This is a genomic window from Nocardioides alkalitolerans, assembly GCA_038184435.1.
GTDB classification, from domain to species: domain Bacteria; phylum Actinomycetota; class Actinomycetes; order Propionibacteriales; family Nocardioidaceae; genus Nocardioides; species Nocardioides alkalitolerans_A.
Genome location: CP116227.1, coordinates 2,294,547 through 2,315,766, shown reverse-complemented (window position 1 = coordinate 2,315,766; position 21,220 = coordinate 2,294,547). Strand labels below are relative to the sequence as shown.

Below are 21,220 nucleotides of genomic sequence, written 5' to 3'. Positions count from 1 at the left end.
CCCGTCCCCGCGCTGCGGGGGCGGGCCGTCCTGCGTCTTCCGGTGGGGTGGGAGGATGAGCGGGTGCCCACCCAGACCCTCCCGTCCCGCACGGACGTGCTCGTCGTCGGTGCCGGCCCGGCGGGGTCCGCGGCCGCGACCTGGTCGGCCCGGCACGGGCTCGACGTGCTGCTGCTCGACGCCGCGACGTACCCCCGGGACAAGACCTGCGGCGACGGGTTGACGCCCCGCGCGGTCGGCGAGCTCCTGCGGCTCGGCCTGGGGGACTGGCTGCGGGCCCACACCGTCAACATCGGTCTGCGCGCGCACGGCTTCGGCCAGACCCTGCTGCTGCCGTGGCCGGGCGGGTCGCTGCCCAACTGGGGCTCGGCGGTCGCGCGGACGGAGCTCGACAACCACCTCCGCACGCTCGCGGTGAAGTCGGGCGCCATGGCGGTCGACGGGGCGAAGGTCGTCGACGTACGCCGCGGCGCGGCCGGCGAGGTCACGGGCGTCGTCGTGGAGCGCGTCGCCGAGCACGGCGGCACCGAGCGCTTCGACGTCGCCTGCTCCCGGCTGGTCGTCGCCGACGGGGTCCGCTCGCCGGTCGGCAAGCTGCTGGGACGGGAGTGGCACCGGGACACGGTGTACGGCGTGGCGGGGCGCAGCTACGTGACCTCGACCCGCGCGGACGACCCGTGGATCAGCTCGCACCTGGAGCTGCGCGGGGAGTCGGGGGAGGTGCTGTCGGGCTACGGCTGGGTGTTCCCGCTGGGGGGCGACGAGGTCAACCTGGGCGCCGGCACGCTCGCGACGGCCAAGCGCCCGGCGGACGTGGCGATCCGCCCGCTGATGAAGCTGTACGCCGACGAGCAGCGCGAGGCGTTCGGCCTGGGCGAGGAATTGCGGATGCCGGCGTCGGCGCTCCTCCCGATGGGCGGGGCCGTCTCGCACGTGTCGGGCCCCAACTGGGTGCTGATCGGCGACGCGGCCGGGTGCGTCAACCCGCTCAACGGCGAAGGCATCGACTACGGGCTCGAGACGGGCCGCTTCGCCGCCGACCTCCTGGCCGAGGGCCCGGCCGACCTCACGGACCGGTGGCGCGCCCTGCTGGTGGAGCACTACGGGGAGGCGTTCTCGGTCGCACGCCGGCTCGCGGGGCTCGTCACGGTCCCGGGGTTGCTGCCGCGGCTCGGCCCGATCGGCATGCGGTCGCGGCTCGGCATGACGCTCGCCCTGCGCTGGATGGGCAACCTCGTCGACGACGAGGACCGGGACCTCGCCGCGCGGGCGTGGCGGGCCGCGGGTCGCCTGTCGGCCGCGCGCGACGCGCGCCCGCCGTTCTCCTGAGGCACGGGCGGGATCCGTCGACCGTGCCGCTCCGAACGACCCTCGTGGCCGACCTGACCTACCGGGCGACGGTGCGCGCGTCCCGCGCGGCGTTCCGCGCGCTGCGCCTCGACGTGCGGCACGAGGGCGCCCGGCACGTGCCGACCGAGGGCCCGGCGCTGCTGGTGGCCAACCACGCGTCGTACCTGGACTTCCTGTTCCTCGGCGTGCCCGCGGTGGAGCGGGGGCGGATGCCGCGCTTCCTCTGCCGGGAGCCGATGTGGCACACGCCGGCCGGTTGGGCCCTCGACCGCATGCACCACGTGCCGGTCGACCGCGCCGCGCCCGCGGGCGCCTACCTGCAGGCGCGGCGGCTCCTCGAGCAGGGGGAGGTGGTGGGGCTGTTCCCGGAGGCGGGGATCTCCTACTCGTTCACGGTGCGGGCGCTCATGCGGGGAGCGGCGGCACTGGCCCGGGACACCGGCGCGCCGCTCGTGCCGGGCGCGATGTGGGGCGCGCAGCGGATCTGGACGGTGGGACGCACGCCGCGGGGCACCGAGCCGGGGCCCGACTTCAGCCGGCACGGGCGGGTCGTGGACATCCACCTCGACCCGCCGCTGTACGTGGCGCCCGGCGACGACCTGACGGAGGTGACGACGGCACTGGGCTACCGCATCACCGACCTCCTCGAGGAGCTGCAGCAGCGCCCCCACCACCGGCCACGGCCGGGCGAGCACGCCCCCTGGTACCCCCGCCCACCTCGGCGGCCACGCGCTGACACCCCACGAAGCCCGCGAGCTCGACTCGGTGCCGCGGAGCGCGGTGTGGCCGACGTGGGGCCCGGGGCCGGGCGAGCGGCCGGGCGCTAGGTTGGAGGGGTGAGCTCCCTTCCCCGTCGTCAGCGCGTCGCGGCCTATGCCGTGATCGTGCGCGACGGCGCCATCCTGCTGAGCCGTCTGGCCCAGCGGGTGACGAAGGACGAGCTGTGGACGCTCCCGGGCGGCGGTCTCGACCACGGCGAGGACCCGCGGGACGCGGTGGTGCGCGAGGTGCGCGAGGAGACGGGTCTCGAGGCGGAGGTCGGCGACGCCGCCCGCGTCTACTCGGCCCACCTGCCCGGCGTGTGGCGCGACGGCCGTCGGGTGGACGCCCACGCGCTGCGGATCGTCTACGAGGGCCGCGTGGCCCCCGACGCGCCGGCGCCGCACGTCGTGGAGGTGGACGGCTCGACGATGGACGCGGCCTGGGTGCCGCTGGTCGACGTCACCTCCGGGACCGTGCCCGTCGTGCCCATGGTGCTCGAGGCGCTCGCCGACGTGCTGCCGAGCCGACGCCAGCGGGTGGCGGCCTACGCCGTGGTGCGGCGCTTCGTCCCGGGCGCCGGCGCCGGTGACCCCGGGCACGACGAGGTGCTCCTGACGCGCAACTCCGTGCGCGGTCCCCACCCCGGGTCGTGGACGCTCCCCGGCGGCGGCGTGGAGCACGGCGAGTCGCCCGTGTCCGCGGTGGCCCGCGAGGTGGCGGAGGAGACGGGCGTGGTCGTCGAGGTCGGCAACGTCCTCGGGGTGCACGACACCCACTTCGTCGGCACGGCGCCCCACGGCGGCACCGAGGACTTCCACGGCATCCACCTGCTGTACGCCGCGCGTCCGGTCGACGACGCGGGGAGCGAGCCGCGCGTCGTCGACGTCGGCGGCACGACGGACGCGGCCGCCTGGGTGCCCGTCGCCGACGTGCTCGGCGGCGCCCTGGACGTGCGGGACACGGTGCTCTTCGCCCTCGGTCTCTGACACGCCCAGGCCTGCGGGGCTAGGTTGTGGTCATGGCCACGTCGACGGAGACCGTGTTCACCTACGCCGCGCCCGCGCTCAAGATGGGCTCCGGCGCCTCGGCCGAGATCGGGCACGATCTCCTGTCCTACGGGGTGCGCCGCGTGCTCGTGGTGACGGATCCGGGCGTCGCCGCCACGGGCCATCCGGGGCGCATCGCGGAGCAGGTCGCGGCGGCGACCGGCGCCGAGGTCGTCGTCTTCGACCGGGCCCGGGTCGAGCCCACGGATGCCTCGATGATCGAGGCCGTCGAGTTCGGCCGGTCCGAGGGGCCCTTCGACGCCATCGTCGCGGTCGGTGGTGGTTCGTCGATCGACACCGCCAAGGCGGTCAACCTGCTCGTGACCAACCCCGGCGACCTCATGGACTACGTGAACGCCCCGGTCGGGAAGGCGCAGGCGCCGCAGCACCCGCTGCTCCCGCTCGTCGCCGTGCCCACCACGACGGGCACCGGTGCGGAGTCCACGACGATCTGCGTGCTCGACGTGCTCGCGCTCGAGGTGAAGACGGGCATCAGCCACGCCCGGCTGCGGCCGACGATGGCGGTGGTCGACCCCGACCTGACGCTCACGCAGCCCGCGATGGTCACCGCCAGCTCGGGGATGGACATCCTGTCGCACGCGCTCGAGAGCTACACGGCCCGCTGGTACGCCGACCAGCCGGCGAAGCGGCCCGAGCAGCGGGTGCCCTACTGCGGCTCGAACCCCATCTCCGACGCCTGGAGCGAGAAGGCGATGTCGCTCCTCGCCTCGTCGTTCCGGGCCGCGGTCAACGCCGCGCGGTCGGGGGAGGACCCGAGCGAGGCCCGCACGGTGCGGGAGCAGATGGCGATGGCGGCCACGTTCGCCGGCCTCGGCTTCGGCAACGCCGGGGTGCACGTGCCCCACGCCTGTGCCTACCCGATCGCCGGCCGCGTGCGTGGCTACCGCCCGGAGGACTACGTCGACCACGACGGCGACAGCGCGCCGATGGTGCCGCACGGGATGGCGGTCTCGCTGACGGCACCGGAGGCCTTCCGGCTCACCTTCGAGGCGTCGCCGACGCGGCACCTCGCGGCCGCGCGCCTGCTCGACCCCCACGGCGCCGTCTCCGCACCCGACGGCCCCGACAGGCTCCCCGCCGTGCTCGCCTCGATCATGCGCGACGTCGGGATCCCCAACGGGCTGGCGGCCGTCGGCTTCGGCGAGGCCGACGTCGACGCGCTCGTCGAGGGGGCGTGGGCGCAGCAGCGGCTGCTGGCCACCGCGCCCCGCGACATCACCCAGGAGGACCTGGCCGGCGTGCTCCGCGCGTCGATGGAGCACTGGTGAGGTGACGGCCCCCTAGCGGGTGGCGCGCGCGGTCCGGTACGACGGGAGCCGCAGGCGCGCGAGCGCCGGGTACTGCTCCAGGCCCGGAACCTGGTGGAGCACCGGGTCGAGCTCGAGGTCGCCGTCGGGTCCGTCGAGGTCGTCGCCGACGTGCCGCTCGAGCTCGAGACGCCCGAAGGCGTGCCAGGCGCCCGTGCCGCGTGCCCACGACAGCGTCCACGCGGACCCCTGCTCGCCCTCGGTCGGCCGGGCCCCGAGCACGACGGGGCCGGCGGGCGTGCGGTAGGGCAGCAGCGTCGTGAGCGGGCGGGCGGCGCCCTCCCGACGGGGTGCCAGGAGGAAGCGCAGCGGGCCGTTCCAGCCCGTGGTCGCCATGAGGACGTCGCCCGTCTCGCCCTCCACCGTCAGGCGCAGGGCGAGGCCCCAGATGTCGGGGACCGGTGCGGGCAGGCCCACGGCACGGGAGAGCCGCGCCGTCACGAGCAGCTCGGCGCGGCGGTCGAGGAGGTCCACCCCCGTGGTGGGGCGCCCGTCGTCCTCCGCCGCCGTCGTCACGAGGGTGCCCTCCACGACGGTGCCCGCCGGGTGCAACGGCTTGGCGGCCGGGCGCAGGGCCGCGATCGCGCCGGTGGCGGCGGCGAGGGCGCCGCCGGCGGCGGACGCGACGGTGGAGGTGACGAGGCGGACGGGGGCGGTGAGCGGCACGGGACCTCCAGGAACGGGGCGGACAGGGCGTGCCCCCGGTTGCCCGGGGCAGGGATCGCATGCGCTCCGGTACGTCGCGGGCGACCGCCCTGTGGACGAAGGGGAGCCTGCAGGCGGGATCGTCGGTGGGGGGCTCCACAATGGAGGGGTGACGGTGGAGGCAGCGAGCTCGGCGAGCACGGGGAGCACGACGGACGGGTCGGGCGTGGCGACGCAGGACGTGCTGGCGGCCTTGGCCCGCCGGGGCGTCGACGACGTCGACGACTCCACGGTGACGCGGGCCGCCTACTCGACGGACGCCTCCCTCTTCCGCGTCGTGCCGCAGGCCGTCGTGCGGCCGCAGCACCCCGACGAGCTGGCCGCGATCGTCGACGTCGCGCGGGAGCTCCGGGTGCCGGTGACGATGCGGGGCGCGGGCACGTCGATCGCCGGCAACGCGGTCGGCCCCGGCCTGGTGGTCGACACGGTGAAGCACCTCAACCGCGTGCTCGACGTCGACGCGGAGGCGGGCACCGCGGTGGTGCAGCCGGGCACGATCCACGCCGTCCTGCAGAAGGCGGCGACGGCGGTGGGCTGGCGCTTCGGGCCCGACCCGTCGACCCACACCCGCTGCACGATCGGCGGCATGATCGGCAACAACGCGTGCGGCTCGCGCGCGCTGGGCTACGGCCGGATGGTCGACAACGTCGAGGCGATGTCCGTCGTGCTGGGCACGGGGGACACGCTCGCGCTCGGCCCCGGCGGGCTCGCCGGGGCGGTCGGCACCGGCGACGTGCCCGCCGCGCTCGACCGCCTCGTCGGAGATCACCTCGGCCCGATCCGCACCCAGTTCGGCCGGTTCGGTCGTCAGGTGTCGGGCTACTCGCTGGAGCACCTCCTGCCCGAGAACGGCCGTCGGCTCGACCGGTTCCTCACCGGGTCCGAGGGCACGCTCGGTGTCATCACCCAGGCCACGGTGCGGCTGGTGCGCGACGCGCCGGCGCGCACGATGGTGGTGCTGGGCTACCCGTCGATGATCGACGCCGCCGACGCGGTGCCGGCCCTGCTGGCCCACCCGCTCGTGGCCTGCGAGGGCCTCGACGCGCGCATCGTCGACCTCGTGCGGGGCGCGGGCAAGTCCGTTCCCGACCTGCCGAAGGGCGCCGGCTGGCTGTTCGCCGAGGTGACGGGGGAGTCCCTGGCCGAGACGGAGGCGCTGCTCGCGCACGTCGTCGCCGATGCGGGCGCCCTCGACCACCGCGTCGTGCTCGACCCCGCCGAGGCGGCGGCCCTGTGGCGCATCCGCGAGGACGGTGCGGGCCTCGCCGGCCGGTCGCTCGCCACGCCGGCGTACTCGGGCTGGGAGGACTCGGCGGTCCCGCCGGAGCACCTCGGCGCCTGGCTGCGCGACTTCGACGGCCTCCTGCAGCAGTTCGGCCTCGACGGCGTGCCCTACGGCCACTTCGGCGACGGCTGCGTGCACGTGCGCATCGACTTCCCGCTCGTCCACGGGGCCGCCTCGATCGAGGAGGGCCGCGGCGTCTTCCGCGGCTTCATGGAGGCCGCGGCGGCGACGCTCGCGACGTACGGCGGGTCGCTGTCGGGCGAGCACGGCGACGGGCGGGTGCGCTCGGAGCTGCTGAGCACGATGTACGACGCGGAGGCCATCCGGCTCTTCGGCGAGGTCAAGGCGATCTGCGACCCCCTCGGCGTGCTCAACCCGGGCAACATCGCCGACCCGGCGCCGCTCGACGCCGACCTCCGCACCTCGCGGCCCCGCGCTCGCGAGCCGCTCCCGCTCCTGCGGTTCACCCACGACGGCGGCTCGATGGCCGACGCCGTGCACCGGTGCACGGGCGTCGGCAAGTGCGTCGTCGGCGGTGGGGCCGGCACGGGGACGGGCGTGATGTGCCCGTCCTACGCGGCGACCCGCGACGAGAAGGACTCCACGCGCGGCCGGGCCCGGGTGCTCCAGGAGGCCATGACCGGCGACCTCGTGCAGGGTGTCGCCGACCCCGCGGTCCACGAGGCGCTCGACCTCTGCCTGGCCTGCAAGGGCTGCGCCAACGACTGCCCGACGGGCATCGACATGGCGACGTACAAGTCGGAGGTGCTCCACCAGACCTACGCGGGCAAGCGGCGTCCCCGCAGCCACTACGTGCTCGGCAAGCTGCCGATGTGGGCGCGCCTGACCACGCCGGTCGCCGGCCTGGCCAACGCCTCGCTGAAGGCCGGCCCCATCGCCACGGTGGCCCGGGCGGTCGCGGGCGTCGACCAGCGTCGCAGCCTGCCGCAGTTCGCGGGGCGCACGCTGCGTCGCTCGGCGCGCGCCGACGGCGCCGCCGGCCGGCTCGGGTCGGTGGAGCAGCCGGACGTGTGGATCTGGGCGGACTCGTTCACCAACCACTTCCTCCCGGCGAGCGGTCTGGCGGCCGTCCGCTTCCTCGAGGCGCAGGGCCTGACGGTGCGGGTGATCGACGAGCGCGCCTGCTGCGGCCTCACCTGGGTGACGACCGGTCAGCTCGACACGGCGCGCCGGATCGCGGGACGCACGGCGGCGACGCTGGCGCCGTACGTCGCGTCCGGGGTGCCCGTCGTCGGCATCGAGCCCTCCTGCACGGCGACGCTGCGCTCCGACCTCGAGGAGCTCAGCGACGCCCCCGAGGCCGCCGCGGTGGCGGCGGGCGTGCGCACCTTCGGCGAGCTCGTCGCGGGCCTCGTGGCCGACGGTCGCGTCACGCTGCCCGACCTGACCGGCACCCACGTGGTCGCGCAGCCGCACTGCCACCAGGCCTCCATCCTCGGCTGGGAGGCCGACGAGCGCCTGCTCAAGGCGGCGGGGGCGAGCGTCACGCGCGTCGGCGGCTGCTGCGGCCTCGCCGGCAACTTCGGCGTGGAGCAGGGGCACTACGAGGTCTCCGTGGCGGTCGCGGAGACGCAACTGCTCCCCGCGGTGCGCGCGGCCTACGCGGTCGACCCCGACACGGTCGTGCTGGCCGACGGCATGAGCTGCAAGATCCAGCTCGACGACCTCGCCGACGTGCCCGCGCTGCACCTCGCGGAGCTGCTGGCGTCGCGGGTGTGAGGGTGCCAGCGGAACAAGGGCGCGCGGGTCCCTGTTCAACCCCGTCGTGACCTCCCCGACGAGCCCGCTGCTCCTGACCCCCACGACCCTGCGCTCCGTGACCGCCCCCAACCGGGTGTGGCTGGCGCCGATGTGCCAGTACTCGGCCACCGACGGACTGCCCAACGACTGGCACCTGGCCCACCTCGGGGCGCGCGTCACGGGCGGGTTCGGGCTGGTGCTCACGGAGGCCACGGCGGTCGTGCCCGAGGGCCGGATCAGCCCGGAGGACACGGGCATCTGGAACGACGAGCAGGTCGCCGCCTGGCGTCGCATCACCGACTTCGCCCACACCTGGTCGCCGCACGGCTCGACGCCCATCGGCATCCAGCTCGCCCACGCGGGGCGCAAGGCGTCGACCTGGGCCCCGTGGCGCGGCGGCCAGGACGGGTCGGGCCGGGGGCGCGGCTCCGTGCCGCTCGACCAGGGCGGCTGGACGACGCTGGGGCCGAGCGCGACGGCGTACCAGGGGTTCGCCGCGCCGCGGGAGATGACCGTCGACGACATCGCCGCGGTCGTGACCGCCTTCGGCGACGGCGCGCGTCGGGCGCACAAGGCCGGGTTCGACGTGGTCGAGGTGCACGCGGCCCACGGCTACCTGCTCCACCAGTTCCTCTCGCCGCTCGCGAATCGGCGGACCGACGGCTACGGCGGCTCGTTCGAGAACCGCATCCGTCTCACGGTGGAGGTCGTGGACGCGGTGCGGGCGGCGTGGCCGGAGGAGAAGCCGGTGCTGGTGCGGCTCTCGGCGACCGACTGGGTCGAGGGCGGCTGGACCCCGGAGGAGACGACCCGGCTGGTCGCCGTGCTGGCCGGGCACGGCGTCGACCTCGTCGACGTGTCCAGCGGCGGGCTCGACGCACGCCAGGACATTACGGCGGGGCCGGGCTACCAGGTGCCGTTCGCGGCCCAGGTGCGCACGGCCGGGCTGCCCGTGGGTGCGGTCGGCGAGATCACCGATCCGGCGCAGGCGGAGGAGATCCTCGCCGCCGGGCTGGCCGACGTGGTGCTCCTCGCCCGGGCCGCGCTGCGCGAGCCGGCCTGGCCGCTCCGCGCCGCGGCCGAGCTGGGCGTGGCGCGCCGGTCCGCGCCGTACCCGCCCCAGTACACCCGCGGCGCCTGGCCCGACGCTGGTTGACGGGTCCTAGACTCGGCCCCTGTGAACCCCCGCCACCGCCGACTCATCATCCCCTTCGCCCTGGTGGCCCTGATCGTCGTCGTCGTGGTCGCGGCGATCATCTGAACCAGCCGCACCCCCGCACAGACCCGAGAGCCGAGCCGTGACCGAGCCCCTCCTCCGCGTCCTCACCCGGATGCGCGCCCACCTCCTCGACCCCGACGCGCTCGTGCGCGCGGTCGGGTCGGGGCGCCAGAAGGGCACGACCCCGCAGTGGCGGCGGGTCGAGCTGCGCTACGTCGACCTGAAGGCGGGGCGGCACCTGCAGGTGACCCGGTACGACGCGACCCAGGCCCACACGGCCAACCACGCCGCCGGGTCAGCCGAGGCGCGCGAGGCCGTCGACGCGCTGCTCGACGAGCCCTTCGCGAACTGGCACGTCGACACGACGACGCAGCAGCACCAGGTGCGCGTGACCAAGCGCCTCGAGGCGGTCTGCCACACGACCGAGCGCGCCCAGGCGGTCGAGGCCGCGCGCGGCCACGACCGGGACAAGGACCGGCTGCTGGAGCCGGGCGACCCCGTGCTCGTGGCGCTCGGGATCTCCGACGCCGAGGGCCGGGTCAAGCCGACGCGGCAGGCGAAGCTGCGCCAGGTCGAGGAGTTCTGCCGGCTCCTCGACACGGCGGTCGTCGACGCGATCGCCAAGGGCCACCTGCGCCGTCCGACGGCCGAGGAGCCGCTGCGGATCGTCGATCTGGGCTGCGGCAACGCCTACCTGACCTTCGCCGCGCACCGCTTCCTCACGCACGTGCGCGGCCTGCCCGTGCACCTCGTGGGCGTCGACGTGAAGGAGCAGTCCCGCGAGCACAGCACGGCGGTCGCGGCCGGGCTCGGGGTGAGCGACGAGCTGGAGTTCGTGGTCGGGTCGATCGCCGACGCGGACCTCGGCGCGATGCTGCCCGAGCGGCCCGAGGTGGTGCTCGCGCTCCACGCCTGCGACACCGCCACCGACGAGGCGCTCGCCCGGGCCGTCGACTGGGAGGCGGCGCTCGTGCTCGCCGCGCCCTGCTGCCACCACGACGTGGCGGCCCAGCTGCGCAAGGCGCCGACCCCGGCGCCGTACCAGGTGCTCACGCGCCACGGCATCCTCCGCGAGCGGTTCGCCGACACCCTGACCGACGGGCTGCGGGCGTCGCTGATGCGGCTGTCGGGCTACCGCGTGGAGGTCGTGCAGTTCGTCGAGAGCCAGCACACGCCGCGCAACACCCTGCTCCGCGCGGTGCGCACCGGGTCGCCGGTGACGGGCGGCTCGGTGCGGAAGGAGTACGACGAGCTCGTCGCCACCTGGGGCATCCGGCCGCGCCTGGCCGAGCTGCTGGCCGAGCGCCCGTCGGACGTCGCCGGGGACCGGTGAGGCCGGTGCTCCTCCGCACGCTGGTGACCGCCGCGGTCGCCCTCCCGTTCGCGGCCGGTGCCGCGGCGACGCCCGCCTCGACGGCGGAGGAGGGCACCGAGGTCATGAGCTTCACCGACCCGGACATCGTGGAGTCCAGCGGCCTCGCGGTCGTCGGTGGCCGGTTCGTGACCGTGAACGACTCGGGTGACACCGGCCGCGTCTTCGCCGTCGACCCCGCGACGGGCGACACCGTCGGCGTCACGTCGTGGACGCCCGACCCGGTCGACGTCGAGGCCGTCGCCCCGGCGTACGTCGGCGGGGAGGCCGCTTCCGAGGTGTGGGTAGGCGACATCGGCGACAACCGAGGAGTGCGCGACAGCGTCGAGGTGCTCCGGGTGCCGGTCGGCTGGGAGGACGCGACGGCGGTGCCGGCGCGCTTCGAGCTGCAGTACGCCGACGGTCCGCGCGACGCGGAGTCGTTGCTCGTCGTGCCCGGCACCGACGAGCTGCTCGTCGTCAGCAAGGGCGTGCTGGGCGGCACCTTCTACGCGGCGCCCGAGCAGCTCGTGGAGGGGCGGGTCAACGTGCTCCAGCCGCTCGCGCCCGCTTTGGGGGTTGCGACCGACGCGGCGTTCTTCCCCGACGGGCGGCACCTGGTGGTGCGCAACTACGGGGCGGCGGCCGTCTACACCTACCCGGGCCTCACCGAGGTGGGCTCGTTCGACCTGCCGGAGCAGCCGCAGGGGGAGGGCATCGCCGTCGACCCCGACGACCCCGGGGCGGTGCTGCTGACGACGGAGGGCCCGCGGACGCCGGTGCTCCGCGTCGAGCTGCCCGCGGAGGTGCAGCAGGCGATGACGCCGGCGTCGCCGGAGGGCTCGGACGACCCGGGGAACGCCTCCGGCGCGGACGCCGACCCCGCCGTCGACCCGTCGGGTGACGGTGCGGCGTGGTTGCCGTGGGTCGTGGGTGGCGTCGGCGGTGTGGTGCTGCTCGTCCTGGCGGTCGCCCTGGTGAGGGGCTCGCGGCGTTCCTGAGGCCGTGTCGACCGGGATGCTGGTCGGGGTGCTGGTGGGGGCTGGCTAGGGTCGAGAGGTGCCGCGACTCCGCCGAACCTCGCCCGACCAGCCGGGCTGGACACGGGTGCGCGCCGGCCGGGGGTTCACCTACCGCGACGAGCACGGCGAGCGGCTCGACGACCGGGCCCGGGAGCGGATCGAGGCGCTCGTGATCCCGCCGGCGTGGAAGGACGTGTGGATCACCCCGCACGACAACGGTCACCTGCAGGCGGTCGGCACGGACGACGCCGGGCGCCGGCAGTACCTCTACCACCCCGCCTGGCGCGAGAAGCGCGACGCGGAGAAGTTCGCGCGGATGGTGGAGTTCGGCGCCTCGCTGGCCCGCGCCCGGTCCGTCGTCGTCGGCCACCTCGGGCTCGACGGGATGCCGGAGCCGCGGGCCGCGGCCACGGCGGTGCGCCTCCTCGACCTCGGCTACTTCCGCATCGGCAACGACGTGTACGCCGACGAGAACGGCAGCTTCGGCCTCACCACGCTCGAGCGGCGACACGTCCGCCGGTCCGGCGAGGCGCTGGTCTTCCGCTTCACGGGCAAGTCGGGCGTCGACCACGAGATCCACATCGACGACACCGCCGTCGTGGCCGCCATCGCCATGATGCGGCGCCGTCGGGCCGAGGACCCCCGCCTGCTCGCCTACAAGGAGCTGCGGCAGTGGCGTTCCGTGCTGCCCGCGCTGGTCAACGACTACGTGCGCGTCACGACCGGCATCGAGGCCACGGCCAAGGACTTCCGCACCTGGCACGCCACCGTCCTCGCCGCCGTCGCCCTCGCCCGCACCGAGGAGCCCGGGGAGACGGCGGCCTCCCGCAAGCGGGCCGTCAGCGGCACCATGAAGGAGGTCGCGGCGTTCCTCGGCAACACCCCGACCCTCGCCCGCAGCTCCTACGTGGACCCGCGCGTGGTCACGGCCTACGAGAACGGCCGCACCATCAAGGCCGCCCTCCAGCGCGCGGACCGTGAGCACGCCGACGACGTCGACGCCCGCCAGGCGGCGCTGGAGCGGGCCACGCTGCGGTTGTTGGGGTAGACGGGCGCGCCCGGCCGGCGGGCGGAGGTGAACGCGGACGGGCCCGACCCGGGGAGGAAAACGCGGACCGGCCCGACCCGGGGAGGAAAACGCGGACCGGCCCGGGCCCCGGAGGAAGAACGCGCGGACTCGGGAGCGCGACACGCCCCAGCGTCACAGTTCCGGGGCCGCGCGGCGGGCCGAGCGGGTTCGGGGTGCGTCGTACGAGCGGGGGACGGGGGATACGCAGCGGTCCTGTCGTCCAGGGCGACATCACGCATCAGCGGGTCGATGCCGTCGTCACCGCCGCGGAGATCGATACGAAGTTGTCTGAGTGAGTGCTCACTCACTACGCTGACCGGTCGTGAGCCCCCGAGCGACGCCGATGGCGCCCGACGAGCGCCGCCGCACGATCCTCGAGGCGGCGGTGCCGCTCATCCTCGAGCGCGGCCAGGGCGCGACGACCCGCCAGATCGCCGAGGCGGCCGGGGTCGCGGAGGGCACCGTGTTCCGGGTCTTCCCGACGAAGGAGGACCTGCTCGACGCCGTGCTCGACGCGGCCCTCGACCCGACCCGCTTCCTCGACGAGCTCGAGGCGGTCGACCGCTCGCTGCCGCTGGAGCCGCGCCTCGTCGCCGCCACGACGGTCGTGCAGGGTCGCTTCCGCGAGATCTTCGGCGTCATGACCGCGCTGGGCATCCAGGGCCCGCCGCGACGCTCCCGGCACGACGACGAGGACGCGCTCGCCGCCCGACGCCGCTCGCTGCGAGCCGTCGTCGACCTCGTCGAGCCGGACGCCCACGCGTTCCGGGTGCCGCCGCGGGAGGTGGCACGGATGCTGCGCCTCCTCACCTTCTCGGGCAGCCACCCCCACCTGTCGGCCGACGAGCCGCTGACGGCGGAGGAGATCGTCGCGGTCGTCCTCCACGGCACCCTCGCGCCCACCCCGACCGACCCGACCGACCCGACCGACCCGACCACCCCCGACAGGAGCGCGTGACCATGCTCTTCCGCCTGCTGCGCGAGCACCTGCGGCCCTACCGGGCCCGGCTGCTCGCCATCGCGCTGCTCCAGCTCGGCTCCACGGGCGCGATGCTCTACCTGCCCAACCTCAACGCGACGATCATCGACGACGGCGTCGTCGAGGGCGACACGGGCCACGTGCTGCGCATCGGCGTCGTCATGCTCGTCGTCTGCGTCGGCCAGATCGCCTGCCAGATCGGTGCCGTGTGGTTCTCGGCGCGGGTCGCCATGAGCGTGGGCCGCGACCTCCGGGGCGCGCTGTTCAGCCGCATCACGGGCTTCTCCGGCCGGGAGGTCGGCCAGTTCGGGGCGCCCTCGCTCATCACCCGCGTCACCAACGACGTGCAGCAGGTGCAGATGCTGACGCTGATGACCTGCAGCATCGCCATCTCGGTGCCGATCATGATGATCGGCGGCATCGCGATGGCGATGCACACCGACGTGGGCCTCTCGTGGATCTTCGCGGTCGTGGTGCCGACGCTGTTCGTCGCCGTCGGCATCGTGGTGCGGGGGATGGTGCCCAGCTTCCGCGCCCAGCAGGGGCGCATCGACGGCGTCAACCGGGTGCTCCGCGAGCAGATCACCGGGATCCGCGTGGTGCGGGCGTTCGTGCGCGAGCCCGAGGAGACCGACCGCTTCGCCGACGCCAACGAGCAGCTGACCCAGGTGTCGATCCGGGCGGGTCGGTGGCTCGCGACGCTGTTCCCCGTCGTCATGCTCATCGTCAACCTGGCCTCCGTCGGCGTCATCTGGTTCGGCGGGCACCGCGTCGACTCCGGCGACCTGGGCGTCGGCCAGCTCACCGCCTTCATCGCCTACCTCATGCAGATCGTCATGTCGGTGATGATGGGCACCTTCATGCTCATGCAGATCCCGCGCGCCGCGGTCTGCGCCGACCGCATCGCCGAGGTGCTCGACACCGCCACGAGCGTGCTGCCGCCGGAGCACCCGGTGCAGGTCGTCTCCGGCCATGCCGAGCTCGAGCTGGACGGGGTGGGCTTCACCCACCCGGGGGCCCAGAGCCCGGTGCTCTCGGACGTCTCGTTCCGCGCCGGCCCGGGACAGACGGTCGCCGTCATCGGCTCCACGGGCTCGGGCAAGACGACCCTCGTCGACCTCGTCGCGCGGCTCATGGACGTCACCGAGGGTGCCGTGCGCATCGACGGGGTCGACGTGCGCCGGCTCGACCCGGCGGCCCTGTGGGAGCGCATCGGCCTCGTGCCGCAGCGGGCGTTCCTCTTCAGCGGCACCATCGCCACCAACCTGCGGCACGGCAAGCCCGACGCCACCGACGACGAGCTGTGGGAGGCGCTCGAGGTCGCCCAGGCCCGGGACTTCGTCGCCGCGCTGCCCGACGGTCTGGACGCGCCCGTCGCCCAGGGCGGCACGAACTTCTCGGGCGGCCAGCGGCAGCGGCTGTCGATCGCCCGGGCCCTCGTGCGCCGGCCCGAGATCTACCTCTTCGACGACTCCTTCTCGGCGCTCGATCTCGCCACCGACGCCCGGCTCCGCGCGGCCCTGCGGCCGTGGACGACGGACGCGTGCGTCCTGGTCGTGGCGCAGCGGATCTCCACCATCCGCGACGCCGACCTCATCCTCGTGCTCGAGGACGGGCGCCTCGTCGGTGCCGGGCGCCACGACGACCTCGTGGACTCCTGCGCGACGTACGCCGAGATCGTCGCGTCCCAGCTGAGCGCGGAGGAGGCGGCATGAGCGCGCGCAAGGACACCGGCGGGATCACCGCCACCGAGCGCATCTCGGTGCCGCAGCGCGGTCCGGGACCGGCCGGCCAGATGGGCGCCGGCGAGAAGGCCATGGACTTCGGACCCTCGGCCCGGCGTCTGGTCGGCCGCATGCGCCCCCACCGCGCGAAGGCCGCGCTCGTCGCGCTCTTCGCCGTCGGCAGCGTGACGGCGACGTCCCTCGGCCCCTACCTGCTGGGCCGGGCGACCGACCTCGTCGTCGCCGGCCTCGTGGGCCGGGACCTGCCGGCCGGGCAGTCGCAGGAGCAGGCCGTGGCTGCCCTGCGCGCGTCGGGCCAGGGGTCGACCGCGGACCTCGTGGAGGGCATGCGCCACGTCGTGCCGGGGCAGGGCATCGACTTCGACGCCATGGGCCGGGCGCTGCTGGTCGTGCTCGGCGTCTACCTCGCCGGCGCGCTGCTCGCATGGCTCCAGGGCTACCTGCTCAACGACGTCGTGCAGAGCACCATCCGCACGCTCCGCTCCGACGTCGAGCGCAAGATCCACGCCATGCCGCTCGCGACCTTCGACAAGGCACCGCGGGGAGAGCTGCTGAGCCGCGTCACCAACGACATCGACAACGTGGGGCAGACGCTGCAGCAGACGATGAGCCAGCTGCTGACGTCGCTCCTCACCGTGGTCGGCATCCTCTCCATGATGCTGTGGATCTCGCCGCTGCTCGCTCTCGTCGCGCTGATCGCCGTGCCGGTCTCGCTCGTGCTGACGCGGGCCGTGATGAAGCGCAGCCAGCCGCAGTTCGTGACGCAGTGGCGGCGCACCGGCTCGCTCAACGCCCACGTCGAGGAGTCGATCTCCGGCCACGCGCTCGTCACCGTGATGGGCCGCCGGGACGCGGTGAACAGGACGTTCGCCCAGCAGAACGACGAGCTCTACGACGCGTCGTACCGCGCGCAGTTCGTCTCCGGGCTCCTCATGCCGGTGATGATGCTGATCGGCAACGTCTCCTACGTGGTGGTGGCGGTCGTCGGCGCCTTCCGGGTGACGGCCGGCGCCATCACGATCGGTGACGTGCAGGCCTTCATCCAGTACTCCCGCCAGTTCAACCAGCCCCTCACCACCGTGGCCTCGATGATGAACCTCCTGCAGTCGGGCGTCGCTTCGGCCGAGCGGGTCTTCGAGCTGCTCGACGCCGAGGAGGAGGCCGACGCCTCGGTCGTCGGCGAGGTCGGCGGAGCCGGGCGGGCGGGCGTGGGTGCGCGGGGACGCGGCGAGGTGGCGTTCGAGCACGTGGCCTTCTCCTACGACCCCGCGCGTCCCCTCATCGAGGACCTGTCGCTCGTGGCGCGGCCCGGCGAGACCGTGGCGATCGTGGGGCCGACCGGTGCGGGCAAGACGACGCTCGTCAACCTCGTCATGCGCTTCTACGAGCTCGACGCCGGCCGCATCACCCTCGACGGGGTCGACGTCACCACGCTGTCGCGCCGCGAGCTCCGGGCGCAGACGGGCATGGTGCTCCAGGACACCTGGCTCTTCGAGGGCACGATCCGCGACAACATCGCCTACGGGCGTCCCGGCGCCAGCGACGAGGAGATCCTCGAGGCCGCCCGCGCGACGTACGTCGACCGGTTCGTCGCCTCGCTGCCCGACGGCTACGACACCGTCGTGACGGAGAACGGCGAGAACCTGTCGGCGGGGGAGCGGCAGCTCCTCACCATCGCCCGCGCGTTCCTCGCCGACCCGGCGCTGCTCATCCTCGACGAGGCGACGAGCTCCGTCGACACGCGCACCGAGCTGCTGCTGCAGCGGGCGATGGGGGCGCTGCGGGAGGACCGCACGTCGTTCGTCATCGCCCACCGGCTCTCCACGATCCGCGACGCCGACGTCATCCTCGTGATGGAGGCGGGACGCATCGTCGAGCAGGGGACGCACACCGAGCTGCTCGCGGCGGACGGGGCGTACGCCGCGCTCTACCGCTCGCAGTTCGCGGCGAGCGCGCTGGACTGAGGCCGGTCCACCGGCCGGACCGGCCTCAGAGCCGCTCGACGACCCAGTCGACGCAGGCGGTGAGGGCCTCGACGTCGCTCGCGTCGATGGCGGGGAACATCGCGACGCGCAGCTGGTTGCGCCCGAGCTTGCGGTAGGGGTCGACGTCGACGACACCGTTCGCGCGGAGCACCGCGGCGACGGCGTCGGCCTCGACCCCGTCCGGCCCGCCCGCGAAGTCGACCGTGCCCACCACGTGGGAGCGGTGGGTGGGGTCGGCGACGAAGGGGGTCGTGTACGCCGCCTGCTCGGCCCAGCCGTAGAGCACGGCCGCCGAGGCGGACGTGCGCTCGACCATGCCCGCCAGGCCGCCGCGCTCGAGCATCCAGCCCAGCTGCTCGTTCATGAGGAACAGCGTCGCGATCGCGGGGGTGTTGAGCGTCTGGTGCTTCGCCGAGCTCTCGACCGCGGTGCCGAGGTCGAGGAAGGCCGGGATGTGGCGACCGCTCGCCCTCACCTCGTCGACGCGGGCGAGCGCGGCGGGCGACATGAGGGCGAACCAGAGGCCGCCGTCGGCGGCGAAGCCCTTCTGGGGCGCGAAGTAGTAGACGTCCGTCTCACGCACGTCGACGGGCAGGCCACCCGCGGCCGAGGTCCCGTCGACGACGACCAGCGCGTCCGCGTCGGCGCCGGGCACGCGGCGTACCGGCGCCATGGCGCCCGTCGACGTCTCGTTGTGCGGCCACGCGTAGACGTCGACCCCCGCGACGGCCTCGGGGACCGCCACGGAGCCGGGAGCGACCTCGAACACCGCCGGGTCGGCCAGCCACGGCGCCGCGGTCGTCGCGGTCGCGAACTTGCCGCCGAACTCGCCGAAGACGCCGTGGGCGCTGCGCTCGCGCACGAGCGAGAAGGCCGCCACGTCCCAGAACGCCGTCGAGCCGCCGACGCCGAGCACGACGCGGTGGTCGTCGGGCAGCGAGAAGAGATCGCCCAGGCGCTCCTGCACCGAGGCGACGAGGTTCTTCACGGGGGCCTGGCGGTGGGAGGTGCCCATGAGCGCGGCGCCGGGCCCGGCCAGGGCGTCGAGCGCCGACTGCGCGACCTTCGAGGGGCCGGAGCCGAAACGGCCGTCGGAGGGGAGCAGGTCGGTCGGAATCCGCAGGTCACGCGTCACCGGGCTAGTCTCCCACCGCCCGCGGCGGGAGCGGGAAACGAGAGCGGGGACGAGAGGGGCAGCGGTGGGACGGCAGGGCCTGCGGATCGAGCAGGTGCGGCTCACGCACCCCGACGCGCTGCGCCTCGTCGCGGACGTGCAGGCGGAGTACGCGGTGCTCTACGGCTCGCCCGACGAGACGCCGCTCGACCCGACGATGTTCGACCCGCCGACGGGCCGCTTCTTCGTGGGGTACGACGCGGACGCGGACGCGGGCCGGCCCGTCGCGACCGGGGCCTGGCGGGACCGCCCCGACGTGCACGACCTCGGGCTGGAGCGGGCGGCGGAGATCAAGCGCATGTACGTCGCGCCCGACGCCCGCGGCCGGGGGCTCTCGCGGATCGTGCTCGCGCACCTCGAGGAGACCGCCCGCGCGGCCGGCCACGACGGGCTCGTGCTCGAGACGGGGACGCGCCAGCCGGCGGCGGTCGCGCTCTACACGGCGTGCGGCTACGTGCCCGTGGTCGGCTACGGCCACTACAAGGACGCGCCCGAGTCGGTCTACCTGGGCAAGCGCCTGGACTGAGCCACGCGATTGCACCCGAAGGGGTGCTCAGGTGGCCGCCGCGGTCGCCGAACGGGACCCCGGACGAACTCGGAGGTTCCCATGGCAACGCTCGCCCCGCGCCGCTCGGCGCTGCTCACGCTCCTCGCCACCGTGCTGGCGCTCGCCGCGCTGGTCGCCGGCCTCGACACCCAGACGGCGCGCGCGGCGACGCCCGGGGTGCCGCTGGTGGCGGCCGGAGCCGCGGCGGCCCAGATCGACCCGTACGCCCGGTACGAGCCCCAGACGGCCTGCACGGTCGTCGTGCGCAAGGGCACCCGGGCGTTCGTGGACCAGCTCAAGGCGCGCTACGGCGGCCGGATCATCGGCATCACGCGACCCTGCAACCAGGGCGGGCAGTCGGAGCACAAGGAGAGCCGGGCCGTCGACTGGGCGATCGACGCGCGCAACGCGCAGCAGCGCCAGCAGTTCTACCGCTTCTTCAACGAGGTGACGGCGACGGTCAACGGTCACACCGACGCGCGGGCCCGCATGCAGGGGATCATGTACTTCATCTGGAACGACCGGATCTGGGCGGCGTGGAACGGCTTCGAGCCGCGTCCCTACCTGCACGCCTCGTGCTCGTCGGTGGAGAAGTGCTCACCGACGCTGCGGCACGTGGACCACGTCCACATCTCGCTCAGCTGGGACGGGGCCAACGGCCTCACCGGCTGGTACCGGTGAGGCCGTCGGGCCGCGTGCAGCAGGCGAGCGGGGGTCACTTCCCCCAGGCGTCGTCCCAGCCCTCGATGGCGGAGGCCGGGCGCTCGCCGGGGCCGGTGTAGACGGCCGACGGGCGGATCAGGCGACCCGTGCGCTTCTGCTCGAGGATGTGCGCCGACCAGCCGCCGGTGCGGGCGCAGGTGAACATCGAGGTGAACATCGGCGCCGGCACCTCGGCGAAGTCGAGCACGATCGCGGCCCAGAACTCGACGTTGGTCTCGAGCACGCGGTCGGGGCGACGCTCGCGGAGCTCGGTCAGCGCGGCCTGCTCCAGTGCCTCGGCGACCTGGTAGCGCGGCGCGTCGAGCTCGCGCGCGGTGCGGCGCAGCACCCGGGCCCGGGGGTCCTCGGCGCGGTAGACGCGGTGGCCGAAGCCCATGAGGCGCTCGCCGTTGTCGAGCAGCTCCTTGACGTAGGCACGCGCGTCGCCGCGCTGCTCGACCTCCTCGATCATGCCGAGCACGCGGGAGGGCGCACCGCCGTGGAGCGGGCCGCTCATGGCGCCGATGGCGCCGGAGAACGCGGCCGCCACGTCGGCGCCGGTCGAGGTGATGACGCGGGCGGTGAACGTCGAGGCGTTCATGCCGTGCTCCGCCGCGCTCGACCAGTAGGCGTCGATCGCCTTGACGTGCTTGGGGTCGGCCTCGCCCTTCCAGCGGATGAGAAACTTCTCGGCGAGGGTCGCGCCCTCGTCGACGACCTTCTGCGGCACCACCGGCTGGTGGAGGCCGCGGGCCGACTGCGCGGCGTAGGACAGCACCATGACGGCGAGGCGGCCGATGTCCTCGCGGGCCTGCTCGTCGCTGATGTCGTAGGTCTGGCGGAAGCCGAGCGCCGGGGCGAGCATCGCGATCGCGGCCTGGACGTCGACGCGCACGTCGCCGGTGTGGACGGGGAGGTTGTAGGGCTCCGCGGGGGCGAGGCCCGGCGTGTAGGCACCGTCGATGAGGAGGCCCCAGACGTTCTCGAACGGCACGCGCCCGACGATGTCCTCGATGTCGACACCTCGGTAGCGCAGCGCCGATCCCTCCTTGTCGGGCTCGGCGATCTGCGTCTCGAAGGCGACGACGCCTTCCAGGCCGTGGTGGACCTCGGTCATGAGGGCTCCTTCTCGTCGGTGAGGGGCGCGCTCGTGGCGTGCCAGCGACGCATTCTGCCCGGGGTTACCGAGC

General features: G+C 74.5%; 17 protein-coding genes. 14 read left to right on the top strand and 3 right to left on the bottom strand.

The annotated features are described in order from the left end of the window. Window positions 1-63: 63 nt before the first annotated feature. The 4 genes from PIR53_11090 to PIR53_11075 are packed head-to-tail and all read left to right on the top strand — an operon-like array spanning window position 64 to window position 4,447. Window positions 64-1,329 (top strand): geranylgeranyl reductase family protein, encoded by a 1,266-nt coding sequence (locus tag PIR53_11090; GenBank protein WZH50573.1) that lies wholly within the window; start codon window positions 64-66, stop codon window positions 1,327-1,329. Window positions 1,330-1,352: 23 nt separating this feature from the next. Then, window positions 1,353-2,177, top strand: a complete 825-nt coding sequence (locus tag PIR53_11085) for a lysophospholipid acyltransferase family protein (protein WZH50572.1) — start codon at window positions 1,353-1,355, stop codon at window positions 2,175-2,177. A 9-nt stretch (window positions 2,178-2,186) separates the two neighbouring features. Beyond that, window positions 2,187-3,098, top strand: coding sequence for an NUDIX domain-containing protein (locus PIR53_11080; GenBank protein ID WZH50571.1), 912 nt, complete (start codon window positions 2,187-2,189; stop codon window positions 3,096-3,098). A 32-nt stretch (window positions 3,099-3,130) separates the two neighbouring features. After that, window positions 3,131-4,447, top strand: a complete 1,317-nt coding sequence (locus tag PIR53_11075; protein WZH50570.1) for an iron-containing alcohol dehydrogenase — start codon at window positions 3,131-3,133, stop codon at window positions 4,445-4,447. 12 nt (window positions 4,448-4,459) lie between these two features. On the opposite strand, the gene PIR53_11070 is transcribed toward PIR53_11075, so the two are convergent. After that, window positions 4,460-5,152: a hypothetical protein gene (locus tag PIR53_11070; protein WZH50569.1), complete on the bottom strand. Its 693-nt coding sequence runs from the start codon at window positions 5,150-5,152 to the stop codon at window positions 4,460-4,462. Window positions 5,153-5,300: 148 nt separating this feature from the next. On the opposite strand from PIR53_11070, the gene PIR53_11065 reads away from it, so the two are divergent. The 8 genes from PIR53_11065 to PIR53_11030 all read left to right on the top strand — a co-directional run bounded on the left by PIR53_11065 (window position 5,301) and on the right by PIR53_11030 (window position 17,586). Then, a complete protein-coding gene (locus PIR53_11065; GenBank protein WZH50568.1) occupies window positions 5,301-8,216 on the top strand; it encodes an FAD-binding and (Fe-S)-binding domain-containing protein in 2,916 nt (971 codons plus the stop codon). Between the two features lie 46 nt (window positions 8,217-8,262). Then, the gene (locus PIR53_11060; GenBank protein WZH50567.1) at window positions 8,263-9,393 is read left to right on the top strand and encodes an NADH:flavin oxidoreductase/NADH oxidase; all 1,131 of its coding nucleotides are present in this window, start codon (window positions 8,263-8,265) and stop codon (window positions 9,391-9,393) included. A 142-nt stretch (window positions 9,394-9,535) separates the two neighbouring features. Further along, complete coding sequence (locus PIR53_11055) at window positions 9,536-10,789, top strand: SAM-dependent methyltransferase (protein WZH50566.1); 1,254 nt, start codon at window positions 9,536-9,538, stop codon at window positions 10,787-10,789. A gap of 5 nt (window positions 10,790-10,794) precedes the next feature. Further along, window positions 10,795-11,808, top strand: coding sequence for a hypothetical protein (locus PIR53_11050; GenBank protein WZH50565.1), 1,014 nt, complete (start codon window positions 10,795-10,797; stop codon window positions 11,806-11,808). 58 nt (window positions 11,809-11,866) lie between these two features. Continuing rightward, entirely contained in the window at window positions 11,867-12,877 is a 1,011-nt protein-coding gene (locus tag PIR53_11045; protein WZH50564.1) for a DNA topoisomerase IB, read from the top strand. Between the two features lie 343 nt (window positions 12,878-13,220). Further along, window positions 13,221-13,856: a helix-turn-helix domain containing protein gene (locus PIR53_11040; GenBank protein ID WZH50563.1), complete on the top strand. Its 636-nt coding sequence runs from the start codon at window positions 13,221-13,223 to the stop codon at window positions 13,854-13,856. A 2-nt stretch (window positions 13,857-13,858) separates the two neighbouring features. Continuing rightward, entirely contained in the window at window positions 13,859-15,592 is a 1,734-nt protein-coding gene (locus PIR53_11035; GenBank protein WZH54439.1) for an ABC transporter ATP-binding protein, read from the top strand. Continuing rightward, window positions 15,589-17,586, top strand: coding sequence for an ABC transporter ATP-binding protein (locus PIR53_11030; GenBank protein WZH50562.1), 1,998 nt, complete (start codon window positions 15,589-15,591; stop codon window positions 17,584-17,586). The genes PIR53_11035 and PIR53_11030 overlap by 4 nt, the downstream gene beginning before the upstream one ends. A 25-nt stretch (window positions 17,587-17,611) precedes the next feature. Here PIR53_11030 and serC read toward each other — a convergent pair whose 3' ends face one another. Further along, the gene (serC, locus tag PIR53_11025) at window positions 17,612-18,742 is read right to left on the bottom strand and encodes a phosphoserine transaminase (protein ID WZH50561.1); all 1,131 of its coding nucleotides are present in this window, start codon (window positions 18,740-18,742) and stop codon (window positions 17,612-17,614) included. 64 nt (window positions 18,743-18,806) lie between these two features. Between serC and PIR53_11020 the strand changes: the two genes are divergently transcribed. After that, on the top strand, window positions 18,807-19,307 hold the full coding sequence (locus PIR53_11020) for a GNAT family N-acetyltransferase (protein ID WZH50560.1): 501 nt from the start codon (window positions 18,807-18,809) through the stop codon (window positions 19,305-19,307). Window positions 19,308-19,388: 81 nt separating this feature from the next. Further along, complete coding sequence (locus PIR53_11015) at window positions 19,389-20,009, top strand: hypothetical protein (GenBank protein ID WZH50559.1); 621 nt, start codon at window positions 19,389-19,391, stop codon at window positions 20,007-20,009. 34 nt (window positions 20,010-20,043) lie between these two features. Here the strand turns inward: PIR53_11015 and PIR53_11010 are convergent, their stop codons facing one another. Continuing rightward, entirely contained in the window at window positions 20,044-21,147 is a 1,104-nt protein-coding gene (locus tag PIR53_11010; GenBank protein ID WZH50558.1) for a citrate synthase 2, read from the bottom strand. Window positions 21,148-21,220 lie beyond the last annotated feature (73 nt).

What these genes read in the sequence shown, in the direction of transcription:
- PIR53_11075 (WZH50570.1), top strand. Translation starts at nt 3,131, where the DNA reads ATGGCCACGTCGACGGAGACCGTGTTCACCTACGCCGCGCCCGCGCTC.
- PIR53_11035 (WZH54439.1), top strand. Translation starts at nt 13,859, where the DNA reads ATGCTCTTCCGCCTGCTGCGCGAGCACCTGCGGCCCTACCGGGCCCGG.
- PIR53_11030 (WZH50562.1), top strand. Translation starts at nt 15,589, where the DNA reads ATGAGCGCGCGCAAGGACACCGGCGGGATCACCGCCACCGAGCGCATC.
- PIR53_11015 (WZH50559.1), top strand. Translation starts at nt 19,389, where the DNA reads ATGGCAACGCTCGCCCCGCGCCGCTCGGCGCTGCTCACGCTCCTCGCC.
- PIR53_11010 (WZH50558.1), bottom strand. Translation starts at nt 21,147, where the DNA reads ATGACCGAGGTCCACCACGGCCTGGAAGGCGTCGTCGCCTTCGAGACG.